22 protein-coding genes, 2 tRNA genes and 1 pseudogene are annotated in these 24,687 nt (G+C 56.7%); 13 read left to right on the top strand and 12 right to left on the bottom strand.

The genetic code is table 11. The annotated features are described in order from the left end of the window. Positions 1-13: 13 nt before the first annotated feature. Genes E4A48_RS08730 through E4A48_RS08715 form a run of 4 tightly spaced genes read right to left on the bottom strand, consistent with a single transcriptional unit; the run spans position 14 to position 3,028 of the window. Positions 14-1,657, bottom strand: a complete 1,644-nt coding sequence (locus tag E4A48_RS08730; RefSeq protein WP_142742243.1) for a ParB family protein — start codon at positions 1,655-1,657, stop codon at positions 14-16. Next, on the bottom strand, positions 1,650-1,910 hold the full coding sequence (locus E4A48_RS08725) for a hypothetical protein (protein WP_142742242.1): 261 nt from the start codon (positions 1,908-1,910) through the stop codon (positions 1,650-1,652). The genes E4A48_RS08730 and E4A48_RS08725 overlap by 8 nt, the downstream gene beginning before the upstream one ends. Beyond that, on the bottom strand, positions 1,894-2,769 hold the full coding sequence (locus E4A48_RS08720; RefSeq protein WP_025389734.1) for a ParA family protein: 876 nt from the start codon (positions 2,767-2,769) through the stop codon (positions 1,894-1,896). Before E4A48_RS08720 ends, E4A48_RS08725 begins: the two co-directional genes overlap by 17 nt. Positions 2,770-2,815: 46 nt before the next feature. Next, positions 2,816-3,028 carry an AlpA family transcriptional regulator gene (locus E4A48_RS08715; RefSeq protein ID WP_025389735.1) on the bottom strand — a complete coding sequence of 71 codons (213 nt, stop codon included), beginning with the start codon at positions 3,026-3,028 and terminating at the stop codon, positions 2,816-2,818. Between the two features lie 738 nt (positions 3,029-3,766). On the opposite strand from E4A48_RS08715, the pseudogene E4A48_RS08710 reads away from it, so the two are divergent. Beyond that, positions 3,767-3,886: pseudogene (locus E4A48_RS08710) on the top strand (IS5/IS1182 family transposase); the annotation flags it as partial. Positions 3,887-3,923: 37 nt separating this feature from the next. Here the strand turns inward: E4A48_RS08710 and E4A48_RS08705 are convergent. The 5 genes from E4A48_RS08705 to E4A48_RS08685 all read right to left on the bottom strand — a co-directional run bounded on the left by E4A48_RS08705 (position 3,924) and on the right by E4A48_RS08685 (position 8,186). Beyond that, positions 3,924-5,270 carry an MFS transporter gene (locus E4A48_RS08705; RefSeq protein WP_185910739.1) on the bottom strand — a complete coding sequence of 449 codons (1,347 nt, stop codon included), beginning with the start codon at positions 5,268-5,270 and terminating at the stop codon, positions 3,924-3,926. 60 nt (positions 5,271-5,330) lie between these two features. Then, a complete protein-coding gene (locus E4A48_RS08700) occupies positions 5,331-5,930 on the bottom strand; it encodes an HAD-IA family hydrolase (RefSeq protein ID WP_142742241.1) in 600 nt (199 codons plus the stop codon). Positions 5,931-5,932: 2 nt separating this feature from the next. Next, positions 5,933-6,349 (bottom strand): NUDIX hydrolase, encoded by a 417-nt coding sequence (locus E4A48_RS08695; protein WP_081088142.1) that lies wholly within the window; start codon positions 6,347-6,349, stop codon positions 5,933-5,935. 2 nt (positions 6,350-6,351) lie between these two features. After that, positions 6,352-6,882, bottom strand: a complete 531-nt coding sequence (locus tag E4A48_RS21565) for an acyltransferase (RefSeq protein WP_409976377.1) — start codon at positions 6,880-6,882, stop codon at positions 6,352-6,354. A 125-nt stretch (positions 6,883-7,007) separates the two neighbouring features. After that, the gene (locus E4A48_RS08685; protein WP_142742239.1) at positions 7,008-8,186 is read right to left on the bottom strand and encodes an acyl-CoA dehydrogenase family protein; all 1,179 of its coding nucleotides are present in this window, start codon (positions 8,184-8,186) and stop codon (positions 7,008-7,010) included. A 1,254-nt stretch (positions 8,187-9,440) separates the two neighbouring features. On the opposite strand from E4A48_RS08685, the gene E4A48_RS08680 reads away from it, so the two are divergent. The 10 genes from E4A48_RS08680 to E4A48_RS08630 all read left to right on the top strand — a co-directional run bounded on the left by E4A48_RS08680 (position 9,441) and on the right by E4A48_RS08630 (position 20,390). Then, positions 9,441-9,938, top strand: coding sequence for a hypothetical protein (locus E4A48_RS08680; protein WP_142742238.1), 498 nt, complete (start codon positions 9,441-9,443; stop codon positions 9,936-9,938). A 1,036-nt stretch (positions 9,939-10,974) separates the two neighbouring features. Beyond that, on the top strand, positions 10,975-11,166 hold the full coding sequence (locus E4A48_RS08670) for a type II toxin-antitoxin system RelB/DinJ family antitoxin (protein WP_142742237.1): 192 nt from the start codon (positions 10,975-10,977) through the stop codon (positions 11,164-11,166). A 28-nt stretch (positions 11,167-11,194) separates the two neighbouring features. Then, complete coding sequence (locus E4A48_RS08665) at positions 11,195-12,130, top strand: ABC-three component system protein (RefSeq protein WP_221887394.1); 936 nt, start codon at positions 11,195-11,197, stop codon at positions 12,128-12,130. Then, complete coding sequence (locus E4A48_RS08660; RefSeq protein WP_142742236.1) at positions 12,127-12,378, top strand: ABC-three component system middle component 6; 252 nt, start codon at positions 12,127-12,129, stop codon at positions 12,376-12,378. The genes E4A48_RS08665 and E4A48_RS08660 overlap by 4 nt, the downstream gene beginning before the upstream one ends. Beyond that, positions 12,375-14,096: an ABC-three component system protein gene (locus E4A48_RS08655; protein ID WP_142742235.1), complete on the top strand. Its 1,722-nt coding sequence runs from the start codon at positions 12,375-12,377 to the stop codon at positions 14,094-14,096. Before E4A48_RS08660 ends, E4A48_RS08655 begins: the two co-directional genes overlap by 4 nt. 15 nt (positions 14,097-14,111) lie before the next feature. Further along, positions 14,112-15,374 (top strand): hypothetical protein, encoded by a 1,263-nt coding sequence (locus E4A48_RS08650; protein WP_142742234.1) that lies wholly within the window; start codon positions 14,112-14,114, stop codon positions 15,372-15,374. Then, a complete protein-coding gene (locus E4A48_RS08645; RefSeq protein WP_142742233.1) occupies positions 15,371-16,429 on the top strand; it encodes a hypothetical protein in 1,059 nt (352 codons plus the stop codon). The genes E4A48_RS08650 and E4A48_RS08645 overlap by 4 nt, the downstream gene beginning before the upstream one ends. A 94-nt stretch (positions 16,430-16,523) precedes the next feature. Further along, entirely contained in the window at positions 16,524-18,275 is a 1,752-nt protein-coding gene (locus tag E4A48_RS08640; protein ID WP_142742232.1) for an ATP-dependent nuclease, read from the top strand. Next, positions 18,272-20,074 carry a UvrD-helicase domain-containing protein gene (locus E4A48_RS08635; RefSeq protein WP_142742231.1) on the top strand — a complete coding sequence of 601 codons (1,803 nt, stop codon included), beginning with the start codon at positions 18,272-18,274 and terminating at the stop codon, positions 20,072-20,074. Before E4A48_RS08640 ends, E4A48_RS08635 begins: the two co-directional genes overlap by 4 nt. 242 nt (positions 20,075-20,316) lie before the next feature. Next, positions 20,317-20,390 (top strand) — tRNA-Cys (locus E4A48_RS08630). A 160-nt stretch (positions 20,391-20,550) separates the two neighbouring features. On the opposite strand, the gene E4A48_RS08625 is transcribed toward E4A48_RS08630, so the two are convergent. Together E4A48_RS08625 and E4A48_RS08620 are read right to left on the bottom strand one after the other, a co-directional pair. Next, the gene (locus E4A48_RS08625; protein WP_142742230.1) at positions 20,551-21,681 is read right to left on the bottom strand and encodes a 4Fe-4S dicluster domain-containing protein; all 1,131 of its coding nucleotides are present in this window, start codon (positions 21,679-21,681) and stop codon (positions 20,551-20,553) included. Positions 21,682-21,692: 11 nt separating this feature from the next. Then, positions 21,693-22,007 (bottom strand): hypothetical protein, encoded by a 315-nt coding sequence (locus E4A48_RS08620; protein ID WP_142742229.1) that lies wholly within the window; start codon positions 22,005-22,007, stop codon positions 21,693-21,695. A gap of 163 nt (positions 22,008-22,170) precedes the next feature. Between E4A48_RS08620 and hemN the strand changes: the two genes are divergently transcribed. Next, positions 22,171-23,574, top strand: coding sequence for an oxygen-independent coproporphyrinogen III oxidase (gene hemN / locus E4A48_RS08615; protein ID WP_142743129.1), 1,404 nt, complete (start codon positions 22,171-22,173; stop codon positions 23,572-23,574). 178 nt (positions 23,575-23,752) lie between these two features. Here the strand turns inward: hemN and E4A48_RS08610 are convergent. Next, a tRNA-Leu gene (locus tag E4A48_RS08610) sits at positions 23,753-23,839 on the bottom strand. A 154-nt stretch (positions 23,840-23,993) separates the two neighbouring features. On the opposite strand from E4A48_RS08610, the gene E4A48_RS08605 reads away from it, so the two are divergent. Next, entirely contained in the window at positions 23,994-24,686 is a 693-nt protein-coding gene (locus E4A48_RS08605) for an MtnX-like HAD-IB family phosphatase (RefSeq protein WP_039004894.1), read from the top strand. Position 24,687 lies beyond the last annotated feature (1 nt).

Below are 24,687 nucleotides of genomic sequence, written 5' to 3'. Positions count from 1 at the left end.
TGGTCTTCCTCGTTCAAGAATCGGGAGCCGTGGCACCGGCTTCCAGATCCAGCAGGCGTCGGGCCAACCGCAGCAACCGGAACAGCTTGACCAGCGCGGTATCGCTCAATCGCCTGGTGAAGTCGCCTTGACCGTGTAGCAGTGTCGGCAGATCGGTGACGAGTTGCTCGTTGGGGCCGGCATCGGCCGGCTGCTGACCGGCTAGAGATCCCAGCAACGCCAGCACGGCATGTTCAAGCTGCCAGGGTGCCTGGGCGCGACATGCGAACCCGATGCCGTCGGGACGGTCCTCGATGAACTCGTCCAAGTCCGCCTCGCCGGCGATCTCGCGCGCGAACTGCGCGATATGGATGCGTAGCCGGTCTGGCGCGTCCAGGCCGGGTTCGATGTACCAGACGTCGGAGATGGGATAGAGGCCACCGGCCTGTACTGGGATGGACTGCAATACGTTGGCTGAGAAGTCCGGCGGTACCGCATCGCCCAACTGCTCCGCGATCATCCGTTGGATGGACTGGAGCCGCTCTGTCGTTGGTGCCGGCGAGACGATATGGTCTTGCAGCAGCTCTCCAGCTGCTGCTGCAGGGTTTCCGGCGGATGCTTTGCCAGCGTCCGTATCATTTTCGCACGTGATGGGGTCGCCCGCTGACCGCGTTGTAGGTGGCGAAGGAGTATCGGTGGACGGCGCCGGTTCGACAGGCGGTCGCGCGATGGCTCCAGGCTCAGGCAATGCGGGCGGTGCCGACGGCGGCGTCGGTTGGCTAACCAGCGCACGGTGGCGGCTCTCGGATTCATTCAGGTCCAAGGCCAGCACATCGTAATTGACGCCCAGCAGCTCTGACATCTGGCCGATCAGTTCGTCCTGCACCCGCTGAGGAGCAAATTCGTCCGCCTGGATGTCGAACTGCGACAGCACCTCCTGAAAGAAATTGTCGAAGTTCAATGGAAGGGAGCGACTTTTGGCGTAATACTGCCAGGTGCGCTCGCAGGCCTTGCGCATGACCGAAAGCCGCTCGACCTGATGACGGCCCAAGCCTCCATAGAGCACGGTCGGAATCGCAGGTAGTAGGTAGCGCACTGCATCGGCCATGCGGCTTATGTGCGACTGCTGTACGGGATAGCCGTCGGCAGCGAGGCGGCGGGCTAGTTCGGACTGGCTCAGCGTGGCGCCGCTTTCCTCTTCATAGAACTCGCGGGCTTTTTCGACGCCCAAGGCGCGCTCGATGAACGTGAGGCCGCCGCGCAGCTCATTCTCGGCGAGGTGTCCGGTCAGCGCGACGATTTCTCCGCGCGCAGGCCAGGGCCGGAAAAGGCACGAAATACGGAAGAAGCGCTCGTCCTTCGTCTCTGTCCAGAGTTCACGTAGGATCGCGAGCCGCGTGTTGCCACCATTACGAATGATGTAGTGCTCGTCGCCCGGACGGCGCGTGATAGCAGGTGCTGCATCCAGGCCGCGTTCGCGGATGGACGCCTTGATTTCTTCATAGGCTGGGTTGCGCTTCATTCGCGGGTCGTGGTCGTAGGGCCGCAGCTGGTCCAGCGTCACGACCATCGGTGTATCGGCAATCGGGTCGCTCAAGGCCGTGACCGATGGACCGCAGCGCTCGAACCCGGCTGCAAGCAGCTTGCCGGCCATGTCCTGGGAGGATATCTCAGCCATCGCCTCGTCCCTCGGCGTTAGCGGCCCTTATCATGCGGGCCTCGCGCTCGGCACGGCGGATTTGCGCACGGGCGTTGAGGGGCGCCCGATGGTCGCTTGCGGTTGAGCTGGTGTAGATGGCAGCGCAGCCGGCCTTGGTGAACTTGAGGTGTCCGCCAGGTGTACGCTTGACGTGCCAGCCTTCGCTCGTAGCAAACTCGATCAGAGCGCGCAGGCGCTTATGGCCACGGGCCAGTTCATGTACGTTCGCCATGGGGCCTCCCAGTTTCAAGAGGACGCGCTGGACGGCCGGAGACTTGGATAAATTTGTCTTGCCACTCAGGGAACAGCTCCCCGGCGAGCGTGCGCATGGTGTCGAGCGCGGCGGGCGCAATTCTGCCCGGTGGCTGGCGATGCTCGACGCGATGCACCGGCAGACCACGGGTAGCGGCGCGGGGATAGGCTTCAATGGCTGGCACGTTGGTACCCAGCACGCGAATGCCAGCATGGTTTTGAAACAGGTCGCGCAGCGCCTGTTGGATCAGCCGCGCGTTGATGGATACGGAATGGACTCGATTGATAAGCAGGTGCAGCGGAGGCGGTTCGATGCCGAGGTGTCGATACGGAGCGATGTCCTCCAGCAACTGCATGGTGCCACGCCGCAACTCACGGGCCGCAAGGATTTCCGGAGTGACGGGCGACAGTGCTAGGTTGGAGGCCAACACTGCCATCTCCAGCAGCACCGAACGCGCGCCCTGCGTATCGATCAGCACCAGGTCATAAAGTGGTGCCAGCGCCGGCAGCATGTGGCGCAGCCGCAGGCGTCCATCTGGAGCATGCAAGAGCAAGGTGTTCAGTTCACCTCGATGGTCATTCGAGAGCACCAAGTCCAGACCTGCGATGATGGTGCGGGACACGAGTCGGCCGAGGTCGCGTTCATTGAAGGCCAGCAACTCATAGATGCCGCAGGGTGCGCGGTGGGCCAGTTCATAATAAGAGGAAAGCGTGGGCTGCACGTCGAGGTCGAGCAGCAACACGCGCAGTCCCGCGTCTGCGGCGAGCCCGCCGAGATTGGCGGCCGTGGTCGTTTTGCCAACGCCGCCCTTGGTCGAGATGATGGATACAACCTGCATGGTGCTCTCCGTCTAAAGGATGGGAAAATCCGAGGAGGAGAGAGGATCAGGTTCGGTTATTGAGGCGTTCGGCGATCCACTGATCGATCTCGACCGAATCCCAGCCCACAGCCCGTACGCCGAGGCGCCGCGCCTGTGGGAACTGACGCTTTTTCATCAGGTTGTAGATGTGAGCGCGCTTGAAACCAGACTTCGCTTCGACTTCACTGAGCCGCAGGATGCGGCGCTCGTTCGGTTGCAGTACCGGTGTTTGCAACATGGTGGTCACTCCTGAACGCTCAGTGGCGTTTGTTGGCGTGACCCCTATTCAATAGACATGGCTGCGGAAAGACATCGCAAATGCAATCTCTGCAATCCCGCATACATGCTGGAAACCGTCACGCGGCTGCCCTATGGACATCCTTCTGGACATCGGCTCGCGTTGTTGCCCCACCAAGGGCCGTTGTGTCGTTATGCCTACCGGGTGGACGGACAAGACTTAGCCAGCCCTCGACCAACGAGAAACAACACGCTCGATATCAGAGGTCACGGTTCCAACGTTATGGGGGACGTCAAATCCATCAAGGCCGATTCGATATGGTCTGATACACCCATGGTTTCACTATGCACGCAGGATGGAACAGCGACAGTTCAATGCCCGTTGGATGGAAAAAAACCCAAGCATCTCATTCTGTTTTGGCATCCTGATATATCGAGATAGTATCCAGCAGTGATGTGCTATGGATTGTTTGAGACGGGTGCGTGTCGCTCCCAATCCGACGCCAGAGGGGTGTTCTACGCAGTGACGTGTCCCGCATGAGCATGCCGCGCAAGCCACGACTGTGGCCACCGCGAAGACTGAGAGCACCAAGCTGATATTTCTTGTCCTGCCAGCCTTAAGCCAACCTCAATCTCTACGCGGCGCTTCACGCGCAGATTTTCGGCGAAGCGGTCGACGCTGCGACGATGACTCCGCTAAAGCTGAAGACTTTCTGGGCAGAGAAATGTAGGTTCCGAAGGCTCAGGAGGCGTCGGCCCTAATCCGACCGATCGCGGTAAGCTCGGCGGCAAGCGGCATCCGATCGTCGACCGCAATGGCATCATTCCCTTGGCGTGCAGCGTCATCTGCGCTCAGCGGCTTCCAGGGTTTTGCTAGCCACTCTAAGCCCATGCGCCTACGGTTTGGTTTCCCTCTGTAAATTGGCGAGGCCACAGGCAAGAAATGCGCACAAGGAACTTGCGATCAGGGCCCAGCGAGCCCCTTGCTGGGAGTTAAGACTCAGGAAAGCGGCTGCGATGACGCCACCAATCATTTGGCCTAGCAACCTGACGGTAGCTAGAACGCCGTTGGATCTTCCGCTTTCTTGCGCGGAACTGTAGCTCAGCAGCAGTTTTAGGTTAGGCGTTTGAAATATACCAAAGCCGGCTCCTGCCATAGCTGCACATAACGACGCAAGCCACATAGGTTGTATCGCACCCACAGCAGCCAGAAACGCTATCCCGATAGACATAATAAACAAACCCATCACTAGCAAATGAGCCGAATTCAATACATCCGAAGCGCGCCCCGAGAAGTATGAAAAAAAACCAGAAAACAAAGACCAAAAAACCATTGCAGAGACCGTCCCAGACAACCTTCCAACGCTTGCCGCGGAGAAAAAGAAGGGCAATGAGATCAGCGTGGCCCCCTGGGCCATATATGCAAGCAGCGTTATAAATGACGCCACAATAAATATTTTTTTGCTATAGGGATTAGGGAGAAATTTTTTAAAAGAACCTGGATTCCACAGGATAATTCCGATACCAAGGCAGCAAGTCGTTGCGCTAATTATGAATCTGGTCTTTCCGTAGCGACTTACTCCCAGCGCGGAAACCGAGAAAGCAATGAGAAAGAGCCCTGCCATGATGACCAATAAATCCATCCAAGGAACGCAACTCAAATTTTTATGCGGACGGCTTGGCAGAAAAATGGTCGCAAGCAAGCAGGCAGTCGCTCCAATTAAAAAATTCAAGACGAAAATCAGCGACCAAGAGCCATAAGACAGAATCAATGAAGAAATCAACGGGCCAGCACAGAATGATAGGGCCACCACCAGTGCGCTTGTTCCGACCGCCCTGCCGAAGAGGTGAGCTGGATACATCCCTCTCATAATGGCAATATTAACCCCTGCCATCGCACCACCTCCCAGTCCTTGAATTGCCCGAATCAATACAAGGTAATCAAAAGAAAAAACAGCGGAACAGGCCAATGCCGAGATCGAGAATGCAATCGTTCCTATTATATAAATAACTTTATAACCAAAAATGTCACCGAGTGCCGAAAAAAGCAGAAGCGAAGCCACCATGGAAACTTGGTAGGCGCTAACAACAAAAATTGAATCTGCACTCGGAATTCCCAATTGAGCAGCAATCCGAGGCAGCGCCGTATTGACCATCGATGCATCAAGAATGGCCACAGCAACCCCTAGAAGAATTGCCGACATGGCTAAAAATCTCTTGTGAGCCAATGCTCCAGCGTTCACAATGCGCTCATTTATATATAAAAATTACTTTGACGCATAACAGGATGTAGAATTACGAAATTAAACATCCATTCGATGAAGCTCTTTGAGGATTTTTTTAACCCCTTCAATGGGGTTTTTTCCGACCGCCAAATACCCATTCCACCCAATGCGATTAGCCACTTCGATATTGGCCGGTGAATCATCAAAGAAAATAATGTCCTTCCCGTATGCGCGTATTGAGCGCTCCACATGCTTAAAAGCTTCAGCATCTGGTTTCTTCTTCTTCATCAAAAAAGATAAAAAAGCACGGTCATGAGCAAGCAAATAAGTTTTTACATGATTCCAGTGAGTTTCGTTTGTGTTGGAGAAAAGATAGATTTCTACCTTTTGGTCGGCCAATTTCGATAACAGTTTTGCCGCCCCGGCAAAAGGGCCGACCAATCTCTTTTCTGTGAACCAGTTCTCGACAGGAATTTCGTTAATTTGATGCCTGCTGATCGCATTTAGATTCTGGAAAAAAGAACTCGAGCCTACGTTGCCGATACTGTAATCATGAAGAAGTGCCTTAAACTTCGAGGCGTCGCTCGGTTCAAGCCATGATTCAATTGGTGGCCCCAACTCAACTAGGACATTGCCAATATCGAAGCAGACGACGCTTCTCCCTGAATAATTTTTCATGATCAAGAATGCTCTTCTTTAGAGAAGGTCTTCCACACGCCAGTTCTTCCGGCGTGGGCATCTAGTATTCTGATCCGTGTATTGTTTTTCATGGGGGAGGGGAGATTCTCTACCGAAAAGAAATCGACTGCAGCAATTTCCGAATTCGGTTGCCAGGCTTCTCTAGCAACTATCTGGCACATGAAATAAATAACAAGATCCGACTTGAAGGGCGCTGAATAGATGCCCACAAGATTTTCAACGACAACTCGGTAACCCGTCTCCTCGAAAACCTCCCTGATAACCCCGTCTTCGGGTGACTCTCCATCTTCAAGCGTGCCTCCTGGGACGGTCCAGCCATATGGCGGGTAGTTCCTCTGAACACAGAGAACTTCCTGCCGCTCATTTAAAATGTTTGCAAAAACTCCAATCGTTGTCATGATTAGAAATCCCTTTTATCTTCTGGAATTGATTTACTTGCGCCCGCGATCCAATCCCCCCGGGGACGATCACCCTGGACGTATGCTGGATTTCCATAGGCAAGCGTTCCAGGCGGGATATCTCGCGTAACAACTGAGCCTGCACCGATAAAGGCGTTTTCGCCAATCGTAACGTTACCTAACAGAGTTGTCCCGCTTCCAACTCTTGCTCCCGATAGTATTTTAGGTGCCCGCAATACTTCTCCAACGCGCCATCGCATTTCGTTATCGTTGACTGTTACCACTCTTGCACCAATTTGCACGTTATCTCCAATCAAGCAATTCCCGGTAATATGTGTGAGCGCCGAGATTCTGACGCTGTCCCCGATCGTGGCGTCTCGCTCTAGGCACACAAAATGTGAAATCACGCTATTAGCGCCTATTTTGACTCGGGCGCGAATAACGACGTTGTGCCCGATGATGGAATTTTCTCCTATGCAAGCACCCGAGCACAATAGCGCCCCTGATCTTATTTTTGCTCCTCGCCCTATCATGATAGGCCCACTATTAACTCCATCGTCTTCATTGGGGACGATTCTCACATCAGAAGATATTAAAGCTCCTTCTGCAGCTAGCAGTAAGCCATGCTGGACAGCTTTCTCATAACTTAAAGTATCCATTACCATAGTTGCCGCTCCCGTGCTGGTGAAAATAAATTAACGTCTCGCCCGATAGACAAAGAATATAATTCTTCGCCCAAGATTCCTCTTGCGACTTGTCCCCGAAGAACATCGGTAGTGCCATCTGCAATCCGCAGCCCAAGTAAGTCTCGTAGTGATTTTTCTAGGTGAGCGTCAGCAGAATATCCATATGCGCCATGCACAAGCATGCTCCATTGGACGGCTGCGAGGGAGGCTTCTACGCTCTCTGCTTTAGCCATTGCCGCATCTACATAGCTATACTGCTTGAGTTCGATGCGACGCGCCGTATTCTGGGTTAGCAGCCAAGCCATATGCAGTCGCGATGCATGTTTTGCAAAATCTTGTTGCAAATGGGTAAACCTTCCAATTGGCCCGGAAAACGCGGAGCGCGTTCGCAATCTCTCTTTTGCTTTATCTAACGCTTTTTCCGCGGCACCTATTGCTGCTGCAGCCATTGCGCAGCGCCAGAACGAAAAATGTGTGGAGAAGATGCTAAACCCTTGTCCTTCTCCTCCTATTCGGTTTTTAGCCGGTACTCGTACCCTATCTAGATCGAGCTGTCCCCAAGATATACCGCGAAGACCCATGGCTTCGATGTCTGCCACCCTGACCCCAGGATTTGATTCCTCTATCATGAAAGCGGTCAGGCCTTGATCGACGCCTTTCACATTAGCAAATACTATAAAAACATCTGACTGCCGGAGGCGAGCGACATATTTTTTCTGCCCATTCAGTTCGTAGCCGTCGGCAGTACGTGACGCAGTTGTTTTTATGGCATGCAGATCAGAGCCACCACCTTCCTCAGTTATACAGATTGCAGCAAAACTCCTTCCAGTAGATATTTCTTCGAGTTGGAGCCTAAATCTGTTTTGCTTCTTTGATGCGAGAAATACTCTTCCATGTCCTAGACCTGGAACGTCTCGCAGATCAAGGCTGATGCGCCCAAAGAATTTAAAGGCTTCCATCAGTTCACGGGTATTTAATGGGCCCAGTTGTTCTGGCAGGTTGCTCTTGTAGTCCAATGAGGCGAGTTCTGGAATAGTCTTACGCCAGACTAAAGGATCATGCAAACTTTCACTGTCCTTCCAATTTTCCAGACTGGAAAGTATTTTTTCGCCGACGTCCCTGCTGAAGAATTTTGGAAGATGAATACTCATGCTCTGCCTAATAAATTAGCCCGTGCCTCAGTATATTGCGATCGTTCCAGAGGCTATGAGCCAAGATTGAGTGAAGTCTACGCCTCTAATTTACGCCCGGTTTCATGATTTTTTTTAGATTTTTATTTTTTAAGGACGGCTGATTTTTCCTTAATTTCTGGGGCGCTTTAATTTTTACTATTCCAATTTTCGTTTATATTTCCTTTTGGAGTATAAGCCTGACTGCCTATTGGGAAAAGGTGCGTCGGAGCGACTTTAGCAATGTCGCCGTGTATAAATGGCGCCCGAAGCAGCGCAACGCAGGCAGCATATCGACGCATGTGCATTATCAAAACTCCTCGTGATCAAGCCGAAGAAAGATTCGGCGATAGGAGCGGGCCGACGAATAATTTTAACGAACGGTACCGCGTCGCTAGTTTGCGCAGCATCTTAATAAAGCGCTGCGTCGTCAACGCTCAATCCAATCGTGCCGAGTTGTTTGCCGAACCAGTCTTGTGCGCTGGCGATTGCCTGTCAATGCGCGGAAATGCAGGTGTCTACCCTGCACTCCAAGGACCTTGCGAAATTAGATGCGGGTCCCTCAATCCCGGACACTAGAGTGGCTAAAAAACCTGGAAGCCGCTGTACGCAGATGATGTAGCACGCCAAGAACAGCAGTGTTCGATTGATGTCTATGAGGCGCTAGAAGCAGGTCCGCAGTTTGCCCATGCCGGCAACCAGGCACGACCCAGCGATAGCAGCCCACCCCGAAATAGCTTGGCCTGCACACGCTGATCGGATGTCTGGCTCTAAAGGGAAGCTCCACGTTTGGCAATAGCACACTTGCACTATAGCCCGATACGGAGCCTCATTCTAAACTGCTAACAGACCTCTGATACTTCTTATCGAGTTGTTGCAGAGTGAGCTGTCATCCTGTTTCAAACTCTGGATTTACGAGGCTGTAAACTGCGCTGCTCCTGGTTTTTTTAGGAATACCCCAAGTATATCTGTTTATGAGTTAATTTGTTTGGTTTGATACGGGGAGATGGTTGTTGTGTGAAGGGCTTAAATCCACTGTTCGGTGGGTTTGGCGCTTGAAAAGAAAAGGAGGTCAAGTTGTAGAAAGTGATTCTCTTGTAATGCTCTGACCGCTGACTACACTTTTATTAATGTAAAAATATGGAGGCTGTTATGACTTCTTCGAATAAAGATCGCACTCGAAATGATCTAGACGCTTTCCCCAATGGAAAAAATCCTAATGGGCCAGGACGCCCCATGCCTGAGGATGAAATCCCTTTCCAGGCAGATGTATTGAGAGAAGATGGGCGCGTCGTCGGCGCTAATTTCAAGGGGCAGGTGGACACTGCCACATTCAACGGAAATGTAAAGACCGGCCATGCCGAGGTGACCGTCCAGCAAGGAAATGCATTTGGTACGGCGTCTACAAACGGCACATCAATGGATGGCAGCGTAGGCTTAAAGACCACACAAGACCATTTTGAGTTCAGCGCTTCTTTCACTCCCGGTGGCGAACTCAACGGCTCGGGCAAAGTCACTGTCGGCGCTGTTTCTTACGAGTTTTCAAACAGTTCGGTTGGGACAACATTCAGCTTCGATAGCGGCGCCAGTGCCTCTATTAGTAGAGGCTTCGACGGGGCATGGAACGCGAATTGGTCTTCACCGACGATAGGTGGCTTTCAAACCTCATTGAGCTTTGGCTCCAGTAGCAGCAGCTGGTCTATTAACGCCAACTTCACACTTAAGGGAAATTAATTTGCTAAGGTGACGCGCCCCCGGGCTTTGCTTACAAGGGGGCGCTCCCTAACTACCAATGTACTTGGAAATGCTAAACCCATTCCACGTTCTCCGAGTGATATCAGCTACCGTTCTTATGGTGGCAATTTCTAGTTGTGCCTCGATACAAGGCGGCTTGGATCGCTTCGATGACTGGCTAGGCCAGAAAAGCTCTAATGATGGACGGTACTTGGCCAGTTGCTACGAGCCTGGCAACACTTTTGACGATACTACAGCTCCGCCGTGCGAACTAAGTATCAGAAGGCATTGCCCGAATGGATTCACCATCTTGAGTGTTGGTGCCATAGAAAACTCTAACCCCCGCAGCTTCACAGAGAAGTACAAAATTACGGCGGTCGCTCAGTGCAAGTGAAGGGCATCTGAATCACACCTAATGTCGTCCCTTGAACCGCCGCCGAGCCATAATGGCATTGGGCTGTGCATCGCCATTCGCTGATTCGCGATGTGTCTAGCAGGGCGGCCGTTCGACCGTTCTGCTGTACTCACACCATGCTCACTTTGAGACGACCCGTAGCGTCGCATGTTCCACCATCCCCATGCCCAATCCTGCCGGATACGTCTTCGCTGACACTCGACAGCTTGGTCGGCACCGGCCCCGGTTGGCGACGTCGGCCTGGAAAAAGACGAACAGCGGCCGATGGGCCAGGGGTGCGCGGAACCCAACGCCGCGCGGCGAGCGCCCCTGCGTGCCAAGGCACGCCTAGCTGTATGGCTGTTGGTCGATCAGGTGCAACCTGTTCGGCTGCATTCGCGGGGCGCCAAGCAAGGCGCGGCGGGGATGGGCTGCCTAGCCGATCCCCTGGAGGGCAAGCGTCGCGCGCAGGCCAGAAACGAAGAGAAGGCCGGAGGCATCAGGGATCAAAGCCGCATGGCCGCGACTCGGTACGAGGCACGGGGCAACGCCCGCGAGCCCGACGGCGGAACGCCGGGATGCAAATGACTTAAAAGCCCAGATGAGCCACAATGTAGCTACAACCACTTCTGAGCATATGAAATGGCTAGCACTGACGTCGTTCGTGCCTGGATAGACGGGCATATCAAAGAAGAAGCGAGTAGCGTCCTGGCCGATATGGGACTGTCTGTTTCGGATGCCATCCGTATGCTGCTAACCCGCATTGCAGCAGACAAAGCGCTGCCGTTTGACGTCAATCGCGTCCTTCCCCATTCGGATCGGAAGACGCCATGAGGTTGTGCCTGAAAACACTTAACCAGTCATGGCCCTGAACCGCATGGATCGCATACAACAGCTCGGCTACGAAAAAGATTTCCGCATCATCTTCCTTGAAGCCAAGGGGGACGGATTTCAGCGCCTGTTCGAAAAACTGATGGCGAAGGCCCACCCGAACGATTTCATGGCCTGCCGACCATGGGGCAATGTTGGCGACCGGAAAAATGACGGATACCTGCACTCGGCCCGAACCTTATTTCAGAGCTATGCGCCCAATGAGTTGACTGCTGCTGAAGCCATCAAAAAGATCAACGAGGATTTCGAGGGCGCAAAAGAGCATTGGGAAAAATATTTTGGTGAGTGGACTTTTGTTCATAACGCACCCGATGGGCGCCTTGGTCCCCATATCATCGAAGCGCTAGCCAAGCTCGCGCAAGAAAACCCGAAGATCAAGATTGGTCACTGCGGTTGGGATGAGATGCTGTCGAAGTTTCGCCAACTCAGTTTGGAGGATCTTGAGTCCTGGTTCGGTCCCTCCCTGACCATGGAGGCAAACGTCAATCTGGGCTACAGCGATCTGTTAGCCGTACTTAAGCACATCCACGTTGCTCCCACGCCGGAGACAAGTGAAGTCAAAGATGTATCGCGGGGGAAAATCGAGGCAAATCTTTTATCTGCGGTAGTCGCCGACTTTTTGAAGATCGGGATGCAGAAATCGCCGTTGGTAGCGCAGTTCTTCGATAACTGGAAGAATCCCGTATACGGCGAACAAATTGCATCGGCATTCAACAGTCAATACGTGTCTCTGAGGGATACGATCCCCTCGCTTCATCCCGACGAGATTTTTGGGCAGCTTGAAACCTGGGCGGGGGGAGTCATGAACACAACTCCCACGCATAAGGCGGCGGTGCTTGCGGTCATGGCCTATCTTTTCGACAAGTGCGAAATATTCGAAGATGCCCGGACGGTGAGGTCAACATGATCCTACCGTCCAAGCATCTTCCGCAAGATCGCGCCCTGCTGACTGTGGGCGCTCATGTCCTCACTTTTCTCGTTCGGCCCAAAACGGTTTCCGCGCTGTGGGAGGAGTTGAACCGACAGGGCCAAGGGGGCGTGGTTATTCGCCCTCGGCGAATAACCTACGACTGGTTCGTGCTTGCGCTGGACCTGCTGTATTCCCTTGGAACTATCGAACTTGAAAATGGCCTTGTGGCACGGAGGGAAGCTTGATCCACCATCTTTTCAGCACGCTGCCCACCTTCAAGAATCTCGGCGATTTGAAGCCAGGTCTGAACGTGCTGCTTGCCCAAAAAACCGAAGGCGCAAGTACCAAGCAAACGCGCAACCGCGCAGGCAAAACGAGTTTCATTGAAACAGTTCATTTTCTGACCGGCTCGGAAGCCGGTCCTGATTCCATCTTCCGCACGCCTGAGTTGGCCGAATACACTTTCGGCATGGACTTCGATTTGAAGGATGCGCGGACTGTCGTCGAGCGCAGCGGGAGCGCCAAAGCCAAGATCTACATAACAACGCCACCGGATGCCAAGCGAAAGCTATCGGCAACCGATTGGGTCACGTTTCTCGGTGAGGAGATGTTCGGCCTAAGCAGCCTCGAAGCGGCAGGCAGCAAGCCTCCATCGTTTCGATCACTATTTGCCTACTTTGTACGGCGCCAGATGAGCGGCGCGTTCACCACGCCAGAGAAGCAGGCCACCATGCAGGGAACGGGCGACATGCAAATGGCGCTGATGTTTCTCTTTGGGCTGGACTGGCAGATTGCGCGCGATTGGCAAGCGGTTCGTGATCGTGAAAAGACCTTGGAAGAATTGAAGAAGGCGGCGGGTACGGGGGCGTTCGGCTCAATCATCGGCAAGGCAGCTGATTTGCGCACACAGTTAACCCTGCAGGAATCTCGTCTCAAGAAGCTCTATTCGGAAATCGAAACCTTCCAAGTATTACCTGAGTACCGGGAACTGGAAGTCGAAAGCGCCAAGCTGACGCGTCAGCTCAACGAACTGGCCAATGCCAACACCATAGACTTCGCAGCCATCCGTGATCTCGAAGGCGCGCTGGCCTCCGAAATTCCACCGGACCTGGAAGACCTGCGAGCGGTCTATCAGGAAGCGGGCGTTGCACTTCCTGGTCTCGTAAAGCGTCGTTACGAGGACGTGCAAAGCTTCCATCAATCGGTTGTGCGCAATCGCAGGGACTATTTGTCCAGTGAACTCGAAGCGGCACAGCTACGGATTGAGTTGCGTGACAGCCAGAAAGCGCAACTCGACCAGCGACGTGCGGAGATCATGGGCATCCTCAGGAGCCATGGCGCTCTGGATCAGTTCCTCAAGTTGCAGGGGGAGTTAGGTCGCCTGGAATCGGAGGTGGAATCCGTGCGGCAGCGTTTCGAAGCGGCCGAGCAACTCGAAGGTACGAAAAACGAGTTGGAGATCGAGCGCAACCGGCTCACGATCCGGCTACGCCGCGATTTTGCCGAGCAGAAGGATCGGCTGGCCGAAGCCATCGTTGCCTTCGAGGAAACGTCGCAACGGCTCTACGAGTCGGCCGGCAGCATGACCGTCGACGAAACCTCCAATGGCCCGATGTTCAAGTTTCCGATGCAGGGTCAACGCAGCAAGGGCATCAAGAACATGCAGATCTTCTGCTTTGACATGATGCTTATGCGCCTGTGCCACAAGCGGCAGATAGGACCCGGCTTCTTGATCCATGACAGCCACCTGTTCGATGGTGTTGACGGCCGACAGGTGATCAGCGCCTTGCGCTTGGGTTCGGAGATTTCGCAGGAACTTGGCTTTCAGTACATCGTGACGATGAACGAAGACGACGCCTTCAAAGAAACCATTGAGGGATTTGATCTAAATGATCATGTGCTTCCGACGCGCCTGACTGATGCGACTGAAGACGGCGGGTTGTTCGGTATTCGATTTGGTTAAATAAAGGTGACGAAAATGGACAAAAAGACCAAAGGATCATGGCTAATTCATCATACCAACAAGCTTCAGGGCGTCACCAATCAGACTGGATATGAAAAGACGTTTCTTGCTGGGAAAGCGGGGATTTTGCTTTCCGCGATTTCATCCAATAATCAGGTCACCGTCAACAATGATCGGCTCACGGTTCTGGCAAAAGCCGCGAATATCAACACGACATTTGAGTTGCCAAAACTCATAGAAGTTCTGCAGCAGCAGCGTTTAATTGACACCGCAGGCGGTGGAATTGCGGTGCTCGGGGTGACTACCGCAAAGACATTGCAGCATACGTCAGACATTTTTGATGCCCTTTCTCCCGGCTCAACGGAAGTTGCCTCAATTGCACTTGCAGAACTAGCTTCCATCGAACCCGTTCTCGCTGGGCACGTAGCCGTAGAGTTGGCCGACTCCTATAAGCTCGGTAAGGCGGAGATCGGTCAATTGATGTCTGACGCGGAACAGGTCGGATTCGTGGATGCGGAAAAACTCAGTCCGGGCGAAACATTGTTATTCAATGGCAATCTGTTCCGTCGCGAAACGACTCGAAAAATCAAAGCCGTGCTTGACTCGCTCACTTCGGCTGAGCAAATAAAACTGCATGAGCTCACACAAACCCTGAAAAAACAGGCATGCGTCGACACGGATTTTGCAAGCAAACTTCTTGGAGAGCCACTCTTTAAGAAAGTTACGGCCATTGGATTGTTCGACATCAGTGTAGTTAGCAATTCAACCGAAGATGTGGGGTTTCTGACATTGCCATCGGCATTCTCGAAATACAGCAATTCGATGGTTGACGACGCGTTCGATCTTGCAAAAGCATTTGTCAGTTCCGTCACCTATGGGATGACGAAGAGCTCATATGCCCGAGGGCAGATACAAATGGTGGATGCGCTGCTAAGTGCGTTGGTGCGGGGTGAAAGCGTCGGTCCTGTGAATGCCATCGCGCAGGACTATAAAGTGCTCGAATTGAAAGGCGTTGTTGAGGTCAAGACAGGCACCAAGAAGTGGCGCACTGGACCGATGCTGAGATTGTTGAAAACGGAAGTTGGCGAACTTGCTCTCCAAGCAATTCGTCAGGGTGATGTTAGTGAACATTCCTTAAGCTCGCTTCCAACAGCAGCAGTCACCACTTTTACCGGCCCTGAACACAACCGTGAAAAGATCCGCAGAGCACAAACGCAGATGAGCCCCAAGGCTACCAATGACATGCTCTCTATTCTTCGTACCGGAGGCGGAATATGAGTAAGAGTCCGCAAGTGCTGCTTAAGGGCCCCAGAATGGAAGAGCTGCTACGCAGCTACTTTCTTAAGGCCGGCTATTACGTCGTCAGGGGCGTGCCGTTTATCTATGAAGGATTTGATGTTACCGACATCGATCTTTGGCTTTATAGCCGCACCTCATCCGTGTCGCGCGAAATCACGTTGGTGGATGCCAAAAACAAAAAGACACCCCAGGCCATAGAAAGAATATTTTGGGTTCAAGGGCTTCGTGTTGCAACCAAGGCTACCAATGCGGTCGTGGCGACGACAGAGAAGCGTCAGGAAGTGAAAGATTTTGGCCGGGAACTGGGTGTCTTGGTTCTTGATGGGACCTTCTTGGGTAAGCTGGATAAAGCAGACGCCCCTAATGCTCTCAGATTTTCAGAAGAAGAATTTTTCTCGAGAATTGACGAGTATTCGCTAAACAAACTCGATGGCGATTGGCGGGGCCGTATGCTTCTCTCCAAAAGTCTGTTGGCGAAATCGTTGTCCTTCGATAGCTGCAACGAGTGGCTCTCGCAAGGCAAGTTTTTTGCCGAGCAATCCATCACGAAAAGTAATCAGCGTGAGACAGCACTGCGCTGCTTATACATGGTGTGTTCTTTCATCGCCGTCGCCGTCGATTATTGCATGCGAGAACTTTCTTTCCACGAGCAATCCGAACGCAGCGTGCTTATCAAAGATGGGTTCACATATGGCTCAAAAGGTAGTGCCGGTCTCAAGAAGATCTTGAACGTGGCCATGGGCCTCATTGAGCAACATGCCAACGACGGCATGGCGATATCCAGACAAGTTCGATCAAGCATTGATCGTCAGCTGGAAGATCTAAATACAAGCATCCTAGGTGAATTCTTTTCGAAGAATGAAGTTGCCAGGACGTTGTTTTCGGTTGCCAAAGAATTCGAGCAAATTGCGATGAGCCGAGATTTTTCTTCTGATTCAACTGCGACCCCTGAGCTTCGCAGCATGCTTTATTGCCTGCTTGATTATTGGGAAGTTGATCGAGTTATGTTCTCGACCGCTTTAAAGGACGGTTAGGTTGGCCCCAACGAAAATTTGTGGCCTAGGGCCAGGGGAAGAAGCGTAGTTAAAAATCATAAATTCGGATTTGTCAGTCGGCAAGGGAGGCTTCATGTATTTGGGCGGCTTGGTAATTTCACGTTTCCGGTCTTGCGACAACGTAAGTGTTAGCCTCCGAGCCGATCTCACCGTCTTGGTCGGTGAAAACAATGGTGGGAAGTCCAACGTCGTAGACGCGATTCGATTGCTCACCTTGCCATTGAGCGGACGCCGGGAGCGGTATCCGGAAGATGAAGATGTCCGACGCCATGCAATCGTCCCAAACTTCCAGATCGAAGGTGTTTTCCGAGGGCTCGGCGACACACTGAAAGGATTGCTGATCTCTGCGGTCCCTGATCCCACCAGGGACGAAGCTGTCTTCGGGTATCGGTATGAGTCGAGATCCGAGCGCGCACCGCGTGGCAAGACCACTGTTTGGGCCGGGCGTTTCGACACCAACGAACCCGAAGCCGGCTCTACCGACTTGATCCGACACGTCTATTTGCCGCCCTTGCGCGATGCGCATCAGGCGCTTGGCACGGGCAGCGGGACACGTGTGATGGCGCTACTTCGCCATTTTCTACCGAAGGATCAAGAACTGAACTTCCTGGCTGGTGTCAGGCGCGCGGACGCCAGACCCGACATCCTGACGACGATGAACACGGAGATCGGTAACGCCCTCGGGCTGCTGACCAATGGGGTTCGTCCGCAGACAGCAGCCTTGGACTTCGGTGCAGAAACCCTGCTCGATGTCGCTCGCGACTTGAGATTTCGTATGGCCGATTCTGGCCTTGTGCCCGAAGACGTCCGGGCCTCTGGTCTTGGCTACTCCAACCTGCTCTACATGGCCACAGTGGTCGTCGAACTGGCAAAAGCCAAGGAAGCTGACCTTACGATCTTTCTCGTCGAAGAACCGGAAGCGCATCTGCACCCGCAACTGCAGGTGCTGGTTCTCGAATTCTTGTTGGACCAAGCACGCCAATCGGCGGATCGCGTCGTCGAGGCAGGCAAACCGGAAGGCCGTATCCAGATCGTCGTAACAACCCATTCACCAAACCTGACGGCATGGGTCTCTCCAGTGCATCTGGTGGTGATGCGCTCGCGTCGTCGCGACCAAAACGGGGTGGCGATCTCGGAGTCGGTCAGCGTGCCCGTCGCTGAACTCGGGCTCAAGCCAAAGACACTGGATAAGATCAGTCGCTATTTAGACGTGACCCGATCCGCGCTGCTGTTCGGCAACCGGGCCATCCTCGTCGAAGGAATTGCTGAGGCGCTGTTGTTGCCCGTATTGGCACAACAGCTTGTTCTCGCCGGTGATGCCGATGGATGGCTGCGGTTCAAAGGAACGGTCATCGTGCCGATCGAGGGCGTGGACTTTCGTCCCTACGTCGAGGTGTTGCTACGACCGCATGGCGATGCGCGTATCGCTGACCGACTGATCGTTATCACCGACGCAGACCCAACGGTGTTGGGGAATCGGAAGGTTGACCTGGAAAACCTCGCTGCGACCCACGGTGCGCCGCAGGCGTTGACGGTGTTGACGAATCAGCACACGCTGGAGCATGAGATCTTTGGTGCTGGCAACGAAGTCTTTCTAAAGAGCGTTTTTCTTCGTCTGCATCGAAACTCTCGTCGTGACTGGACGGATAGGATCGAGGGTGCCGCGGTGCAAGATCGTCCAGACGCATTCCTTAAGCTGATTGAGGCGAAGAAGACACGCAAGGGTGACTTGGCGCAGGCCATCGCTTCACGTATTGCGGCGGGTGAGCCTTTTGTCGTGCCGCTCTATCTCGCGGATGCGATCCGTGGCGCTGCGCAAGCATGACCGGGATTCATGGTCTGACAGCAGAACAGGAAGCATTCGCCACACATGTCGGTGGTGCTTTTTTGCATGCTTGCCCCGGCGCCGGAAAGACCCGTACGATTATTGCTCGCCTGGTCAAAATCGCCGCCGCGTTGCCACAACGTCGAGGCGTGGCGATCCTCTCGTTCACGAACTCCGCCGTGGATGAGTTTCGAGAACGCTGTCGGGTTGCGGGGCTCGACCCACTCCTAAGGCATCCCAGTTTCATGGGAACGCTTGATGCATTTGTCCGGCATTTTGTGGTGCTGCCCGCCTTTGGAACTGCATGTACGATGCGGCCGATCATTCTCGACAGTTGGGATCGCTTGGACATCAATATCCGGTTAGCCGGGCAATACGCTTTCCAAGGCGACGCGGTGAGCTTGGACATGTTTGACCCGGAAACCAACGTGATTGATCCGATGAGGATTGGGCACACCGGGTTGCGCAACCATGTCCTCCAGCACCAAGCTCGGTATCAGCAGGCGGCGGCGAACCGGCGACGTGGCTTACTGCAGGCCGGCTATCTGAGCGCCAGCGATGCCCGAGTTCAAACGCTGCAGTTAATTCGTGACCCCGTAAAGGGAGGAGCACTATGCCGCGCGCTAGCGGCGCGTTTTCATGAAGTCATGGTGGACGAAGGCCAGGATTGCAATCCGCTCGATCTGCAGATCCTTTCTTGGCTGAGAGCGCATGGCGTGCATGTCACGTTTGTGTGCGACCCTGACCAGTCGATATATGAGTTTCGCAACGGCAATCCTGCGGGCGTTCAGGCATTCAAAGAAACGTATCTCGTCGATTCGCATCTAGTGTTAACGGGAAATTTCCGTAGCAGCCCTGCAGTCTGCAAACTAGCTGCAACCCTCAGAAACGGTGGTCAAGAGGATCAGTCTGTTGGCGGCACCGCGAATGTTGCGCATCCGGTCTTGCTTTTGACTTACGGCGGTCGAGGCCCGACGGCGGCGATCGGTCGGGCCTTCCTTGATCGGATTGCTGAGCTTACATTGGATTCAACTGACGCGATCGTCTTGGCGCATTCGGGCAAGGTCGCGCAGCGCGCTGCCGGCGTGGTTCCCAGCGATTCGAACGGAAGGTCGCGGATCGAGTCGCTCGCTCGCAAAACGGCGGAATTCTGGTCACCTGCCGCAACGGCGCGGACGAGGGAAGCTGTAGTTCTGGCGGTGGAGACGTTGTTGCTAGACCTAATGAGGTTGCGCCAAGAAAACGAGCATTTGTTGCGTGCCTTTGAACGCGTTGGCCTGGATCGGCGCATGTATCGAAGACGTGCACTGAGTTTCCTCATGAGCCTTCCCAGGTCCTGTGGGAATGCCGATGCTGATCGGCTCGCATGGATAGCCCGTGTTCATGTGGAGGCGGAACAACTGAACCTTCCGCTGCCGGCCGGTGTGACCGTGCGTAGTTTCTTTCGAAAGCCAACCAATGCGCAATGGTCGAACCACCTTCAACTTCCGGTAGATCTCGGCCTGCCATGCGCCAAGATTCACGAGGCGAAAGGCCGTGAATACGGATCTGTCTGCGTCGTAATTCCACCTAATCGTGCCCCTCAAAACCGGGGCGAAGCCCTGTTTGGATCATGGGAAGCTCGCACCGATGCTGAGGCCAAGCGCGTGCTCTACGTTGGCTTGACGCGTGCCCAGCATCTGGGAGCGCTTGCGATACCAATCGCCTTTGCCGATCGTTGCGTCGCCATACTGGCCGCTGGCCAAGTTCCTTACACAAGAAGGGACTTAGGGAACGTAGCTCTGCGTCCGTTGCGATGACGTGGATGGCAGTCTTTGAGCGTTGATGGCCGTCTTTGGAAGAACTTTGTTGCTGAGGCTGAAAAACAAGGCTATAATTCAGGCCTTCGCTAACAAGAGAGGCGAAGAAAGTAGATGGGAATCAACGACTTAGCGCTCTAGTGCATGACTCGTTTCCCGCTCCAGATTCAGACAGAGCCCCGTCAGGGGCTTTGTTTTGTCGGACACCGCTGTTGGCGGTTTCGGCTAGAATTCAGTCCACCGGCCTGGTGGCAGAGTGGTTATGCAGCGGACTGCAAATCCGCGTACGCCGGTTCAATTCCGACCCAGGCCTCCATCTGCATTCCGACGCCCGGTAGATCCACGATCTATCGGGCGTTTGCATTTGTGGCAGCCCGAGGATCCGGCGCTCGCCGCGGTGGTTGCCGCCTCGCGCGATCGGCCTTTTGCTGCGTACCCGCGTTGCCGGTGCTTTGTCGTCGGCGCGCGCGTGCCAGTCAACCAGCCGCGAGCAATGCCGCGAGCAATGCTGCCAGCAGCAGTGCGGCGGCGGCCAGCAGCCGTGGCCGCCGCCATCGCCGCGGCTGGCGCTCGATCGCGCTGGCGGCGGCCCAGCGCAACAGGCCGTGGGCGAAGCCGTGGCGGTCCATGCTGCGGTCGCAGGCGTCCACGCAGGCGCCGCAGGCGTTACATGCGTAGTGCGGGCCGTCGCGCAGGTCGATGTGCGCAGGGCAGGCGTCCACGCAAGCGCCGCAGTCCACGCAGTCGCCGAGTTGCGTGTCGGTGAACGTGGGCAGGGTACCGGCGTAGGCGGCCAGCGCCTCGCCGCGGTCGCCGCCCTTGCAGGCGCGCCGGGCGATGCTGGCGCGCAGCGCATAGTCGCGGGCGGTGCCGGCGTCGAGCAGGCGGCGTCCGCGCTGGGCCACGCTGCCCTGGTCGCAGGCACGCGCGCCACGCGGCTCGCCGCGCATCGCGTCGTAGCCGATCAAGGGGGTGTCGCGGCCGCACAGCAGCGGCTGCAGCCGCGCGTAGGGGCACAGGTAGCGGCACACCTGGCTGCGCAGGAAGCCGGCATTGCCCCAGGTGGATAGCGCGTAGAACAGCACCCAGAAGGTTTCCCCGCCGCTCCAGGCGAACGGGTGCAGGCGCGCGATCAGATCGGCGATCGGCGCGAAGTAGCCCACGAAACTGATCCCGGTCCACAGCGCCAGCGCCGCCCAGACCAGATGCCGCGCGGCCGCCGGCCAGGCCGCGCAGCGGCGTTCCAGCCAGGCGAAGGCATGGCTCCACACCGACTGCGGGCAAGCGAAGCCGCACCACACGCGTCCGCCCAGCGTGGTCGCCAGCGCCAATGCGACAGCGGCGGCGAACAGCGTCAGCAGCAGCCAGCCGAGGTCGTGCGGCCACAGGGTCCAGCCGAACAGATCCAGGCGCCGCGCGGGAAGATCGAAGCGCAGCGCCTGGTGGCCATTCCAGCGCAGCCACGGCAGCAGGTAGAACGCGGCGAACAGCAGCCACAGGCTGCAGCGGCGCAGGCGCGTGTAGCAGCTGCGCGGCGTTGCCGGGTCATTGATGGCGGTGTTTGCGGCATCGGCGCGGAACGTGCGCAATGCAATGCTGCGGGACATCGGCGTTCCGCTCACGACGACGGCGCGTCGTGGTCTGCCGCGGCATGCGGCGCCGGCCGCAGCAGGAATTCGGTCAGCAGGCTGGAGCTCAGCGTGGCCGACCAGAACATGAAGAAGCCCAGCGTGTAGCCGAGTTCGCGGCCCAGCGCGCGGCCGGGGAAGGCGATGTCGCGCAGCGCCAGCGGATCGACCAGGGCGTAGAACAGTGCGCTCATCGCGCCGGCGGCCATGAAGCTGGGCCACAGGATCACGCCCAGCCGTTGCACCAGTGGGCGCGGCGCGGCGGGATCGAGCGGGTCGAGCAGGGCATCGTCGCTGGGGGTCATGACGGGCGGACTCCATCGTGGAAGGGGAGGTGCGGCATGCGGCCGCACTGCCGATCCGCCGTCGGCGCCGGTGCATGCCGCCAACGCAGACTAGGCAGCGCGGTGCGTGGCGACATTGATCCTGATCAAGGCCGGGCCGCGGCGGCTGCGGATACTGGCGTCCATGGACATCCTCACCGCTCCCGATCCCGCCGCCTGGGACTTCGACGCCGAGTTGCTGCGCCGCTACGACCGTCCCGGCCCGCGCTACACCTCGTATCCGACCGCGCCGCATTTCCAGGCCGGCTTCGGCCCGGCGCAGCTGTTCGCGGCGGTGCAGGCCAGCGATCCGGCACGGCCGCTGTCGCTGTATGTGCATGTACCGTTCTGCCGCAGCCCGTGTTTCTACTGCGGCTGCAACCGGGTGATCACCCGCGATGTCGGCAAGGGCCGCGGCTACGTGCAGCGCGTGCTGCGCGAGGCGGCGATGATGGCCGCCTGCCTGGAGAGCCAGCGCGAGGTGGTGCAGTTGCACCTGGGCGGCGGCACGCCGAATTTCCTGGCGCCGGAACTGCTCGGCGAACTGCTGCGGGGCCTGCGCGGGCTGTTCCGCTTCAGCGAGGCGCCGGATCGCGATATGTCCATCGAACTGGATCCGCGCACGGTGACCGCGCAGGACATCGCCGCGCTGGCCGCGCTGGGCTTCAACCGTGCCAGCCTGGGCATCCAGGATTTCGACCCGCTGGTGCAGCAGGCGATCAATCGCCGCCAGGGCGTGGCCGAGACGCTGGACATCCTGCGCGCCTGCCGCGTGCACGGCATGCGCTCGGTCAACGTGGACCTGATCTACGGCCTGCCGCGGCAGACGCCGGCCGGCTTCGCGCGCACCCTGGACACGCTGATCGCCGCGCGCCCGGACCGCCTGGCGGTCTACGGCTATGCGCATATGCCGCAGCTGTTCAAGGCGCAGCGGCGCATCGCCGATGCGGAGCTGCCCGATGCCGAGCACAAGCTCGCGTTGCTTGGGCTGGCGGTGCGCAAGCTGTCGGCGGCTGGCTACCAGTACATCGGCATGGACCATTTCGCGCTGCCGCACGAAGACCTGGCGCGTGCGCAGCGCCAGGGCGGGCTGCACCGCAATTTCATGGGCTATACCACCCACGCCGACACCGACCTGCTCGGCCTGGGCGTCAGCGCGATCAGCCGCATCGGCGCCAGTTACAGCCAGAACCAGCGCGAGCTGCCGGCCTGGGAGGCGGCGGTGGACGCCGGCGACAGTCCGGTGCTGCGCGGCCTGCAGCTCAGCGCCGACGACGCGCTGCGCGCGGAGCTGATCCAGCAGCTGATGTGCCAGGGCCGTACCGACGTCGCCGCGCTGGCGCAGCGCCACGGCATCGACTTCGCCAGCTATTTTCACGAGGAGTTGCAGGCGCTGGCGCCGCTATGCGCCGACGGCCTGGCCGACTACCGCGACGGCACGATCCAGGCCACCGCGCGCGGGCGCCCGCTGCTGCGCCTGATCGCGATGTGCTTCGACCGCTACCTGCGCCAGCCGGCGCAGCCGGCACGTTATTCGCAGGCGATCTGAGCGACGCCCGCCGACAGGTTCACCGTTTGCCGAGTGGCATCCCCGGTCTCGTCGTGGCGGCGATGCCGGGGCTTTTGTCTGGCGCTTGTGGCGCCGCGGCGGCCTGTATGGCCGTCCACTGCGGCGGCGTGAGCGTTGCGCAGGCCTGCATCTGCGGCAGCGCGCGCCGAAACGCGGATGGTGCCCGGAGCCGGAATCGAACCGGCATGGGGTTGCCCCCGGCGGATTTTAAGTCCGATGCGTCTACCAGTTTCGCCATCCGGGCCTGGTGCCGCTAGCGTGCCTGATTGCGTCCGAATTGGGAACCGCGCGTGCCGTTGCCACGGCATGCGGCGCGGCTACGCCGGCTTGAGATCTGCCCGAAAGGAGCACGAAAGACAACCTGCCTAGGCTCTGCCCGAATTAGCCGGAGAGCCGCCTTGCGCGTCCAGTGGAAAGTTCTTTGCGATTTCGACGGTACCGTGTCGCTGCAGGACGTGACCGATACCTTGCTCGAGCGCCTCGGCCGCCCCGGCTGGCGCGCGCTGGAAGAGGATTGGGTGGCCGGGCGCATCGGTGCGCGCGAGTGCATGAGCGGCCAGGTGGCGCTGCTCGACGGCGACGTGGACGCGCTGCACCGGGTGCTCGACGAGATCCATATCGATCCGGCATTCGTGCGCTTCGTCGATCTGGCGCGCGACATGGGCATGCCGCTGCGCATCGTCAGCGATGGTCTGGATTACCCGATCGCGCGGATTCTGGCGCGGCACGGCCTGCATCAGCTGCCGATCATCGCCAACCGCCTGCTGCGCACCGACGCCGGGCAATGGCGCATGGCCTCGCCGCATGCGCAGCCGCACTGCGCCAGCGGCACCTGCAAGTGCGCGGTCATGGCGCAGCAGGAGCCTGCGCGCTCGACCTTGCTGATCGGCGACGGCCGCTCCGATTTCTGCGTGGCCGGCAAGGCCGATCTGGTCTTCGCCAAGGACGGCCTTTTACGGCATTGCCGCGCCAGCGGCATCGCCCACCGTGCGATCGACGGTTTCGACGACGCCATCGCGCTGCTGCACGAACTCGCCGCGCCTGCCGTCGCCAGCGTGCGCTTCCCACTCCCCGTTCCCCAACGAGCCTGAT

The sequence above is a fragment of the Xanthomonas translucens pv. cerealis genome (assembly GCF_006838285.1).
Lineage (GTDB): Bacteria > Pseudomonadota > Gammaproteobacteria > Xanthomonadales > Xanthomonadaceae > Xanthomonas_A > Xanthomonas_A cerealis.
Note: the sequence above shows the minus strand (reverse complement) of the source record. Positions and strands in the feature narration are given on the sequence as shown.

Coding starts and splice junctions, on each gene's coding strand:
- E4A48_RS08715 (WP_025389735.1), bottom strand. CDS start 3,028: ATGTTGCAAACACCGGTACTGCAACCGAACGAGCGCCGCATCCTGCGG.
- E4A48_RS08695 (WP_081088142.1), bottom strand. CDS start 6,349: ATGACAACGATTGGAGTTTTTGCAAACATTTTAAATGAGCGGCAGGAA.
- E4A48_RS08660 (WP_142742236.1), top strand. CDS start 12,127: ATGATCCTACCGTCCAAGCATCTTCCGCAAGATCGCGCCCTGCTGACT.
- E4A48_RS08725 (WP_142742242.1), bottom strand. CDS start 1,910: ATGGCGAACGTACATGAACTGGCCCGTGGCCATAAGCGCCTGCGCGCT.
- E4A48_RS08640 (WP_142742232.1), top strand. CDS start 16,524: ATGTATTTGGGCGGCTTGGTAATTTCACGTTTCCGGTCTTGCGACAAC.
- E4A48_RS08625 (WP_142742230.1), bottom strand. CDS start 21,681: ATGTCCCGCAGCATTGCATTGCGCACGTTCCGCGCCGATGCCGCAAAC.
- E4A48_RS08635 (WP_142742231.1), top strand. CDS start 18,272: ATGACCGGGATTCATGGTCTGACAGCAGAACAGGAAGCATTCGCCACA.
- E4A48_RS21565 (WP_409976377.1), bottom strand. CDS start 6,882: ATGATAGGGCGAGGAGCAAAAATAAGATCAGGGGCGCTATTGTGCTCG.
- E4A48_RS08645 (WP_142742233.1), top strand. CDS start 15,371: ATGAGTAAGAGTCCGCAAGTGCTGCTTAAGGGCCCCAGAATGGAAGAG.
- E4A48_RS08700 (WP_142742241.1), bottom strand. CDS start 5,930: ATGAAAAATTATTCAGGGAGAAGCGTCGTCTGCTTCGATATTGGCAAT.
- E4A48_RS08685 (WP_142742239.1), bottom strand. CDS start 8,186: ATGAGTATTCATCTTCCAAAATTCTTCAGCAGGGACGTCGGCGAAAAA.
- E4A48_RS08720 (WP_025389734.1), bottom strand. CDS start 2,769: ATGCAGGTTGTATCCATCATCTCGACCAAGGGCGGCGTTGGCAAAACG.
- E4A48_RS08670 (WP_142742237.1), top strand. CDS start 10,975: ATGGCTAGCACTGACGTCGTTCGTGCCTGGATAGACGGGCATATCAAA.
- E4A48_RS08620 (WP_142742229.1), bottom strand. CDS start 22,007: ATGACCCCCAGCGACGATGCCCTGCTCGACCCGCTCGATCCCGCCGCG.
- E4A48_RS08650 (WP_142742234.1), top strand. CDS start 14,112: ATGGACAAAAAGACCAAAGGATCATGGCTAATTCATCATACCAACAAG.
- E4A48_RS08665 (WP_221887394.1), top strand. CDS start 11,195: ATGGCCCTGAACCGCATGGATCGCATACAACAGCTCGGCTACGAAAAA.
- E4A48_RS08730 (WP_142742243.1), bottom strand. CDS start 1,657: ATGGCTGAGATATCCTCCCAGGACATGGCCGGCAAGCTGCTTGCAGCC.
- hemN (WP_142743129.1), top strand. CDS start 22,171: ATGGACATCCTCACCGCTCCCGATCCCGCCGCCTGGGACTTCGACGCC.
- E4A48_RS08680 (WP_142742238.1), top strand. CDS start 9,441: ATGCCTGAGGATGAAATCCCTTTCCAGGCAGATGTATTGAGAGAAGAT.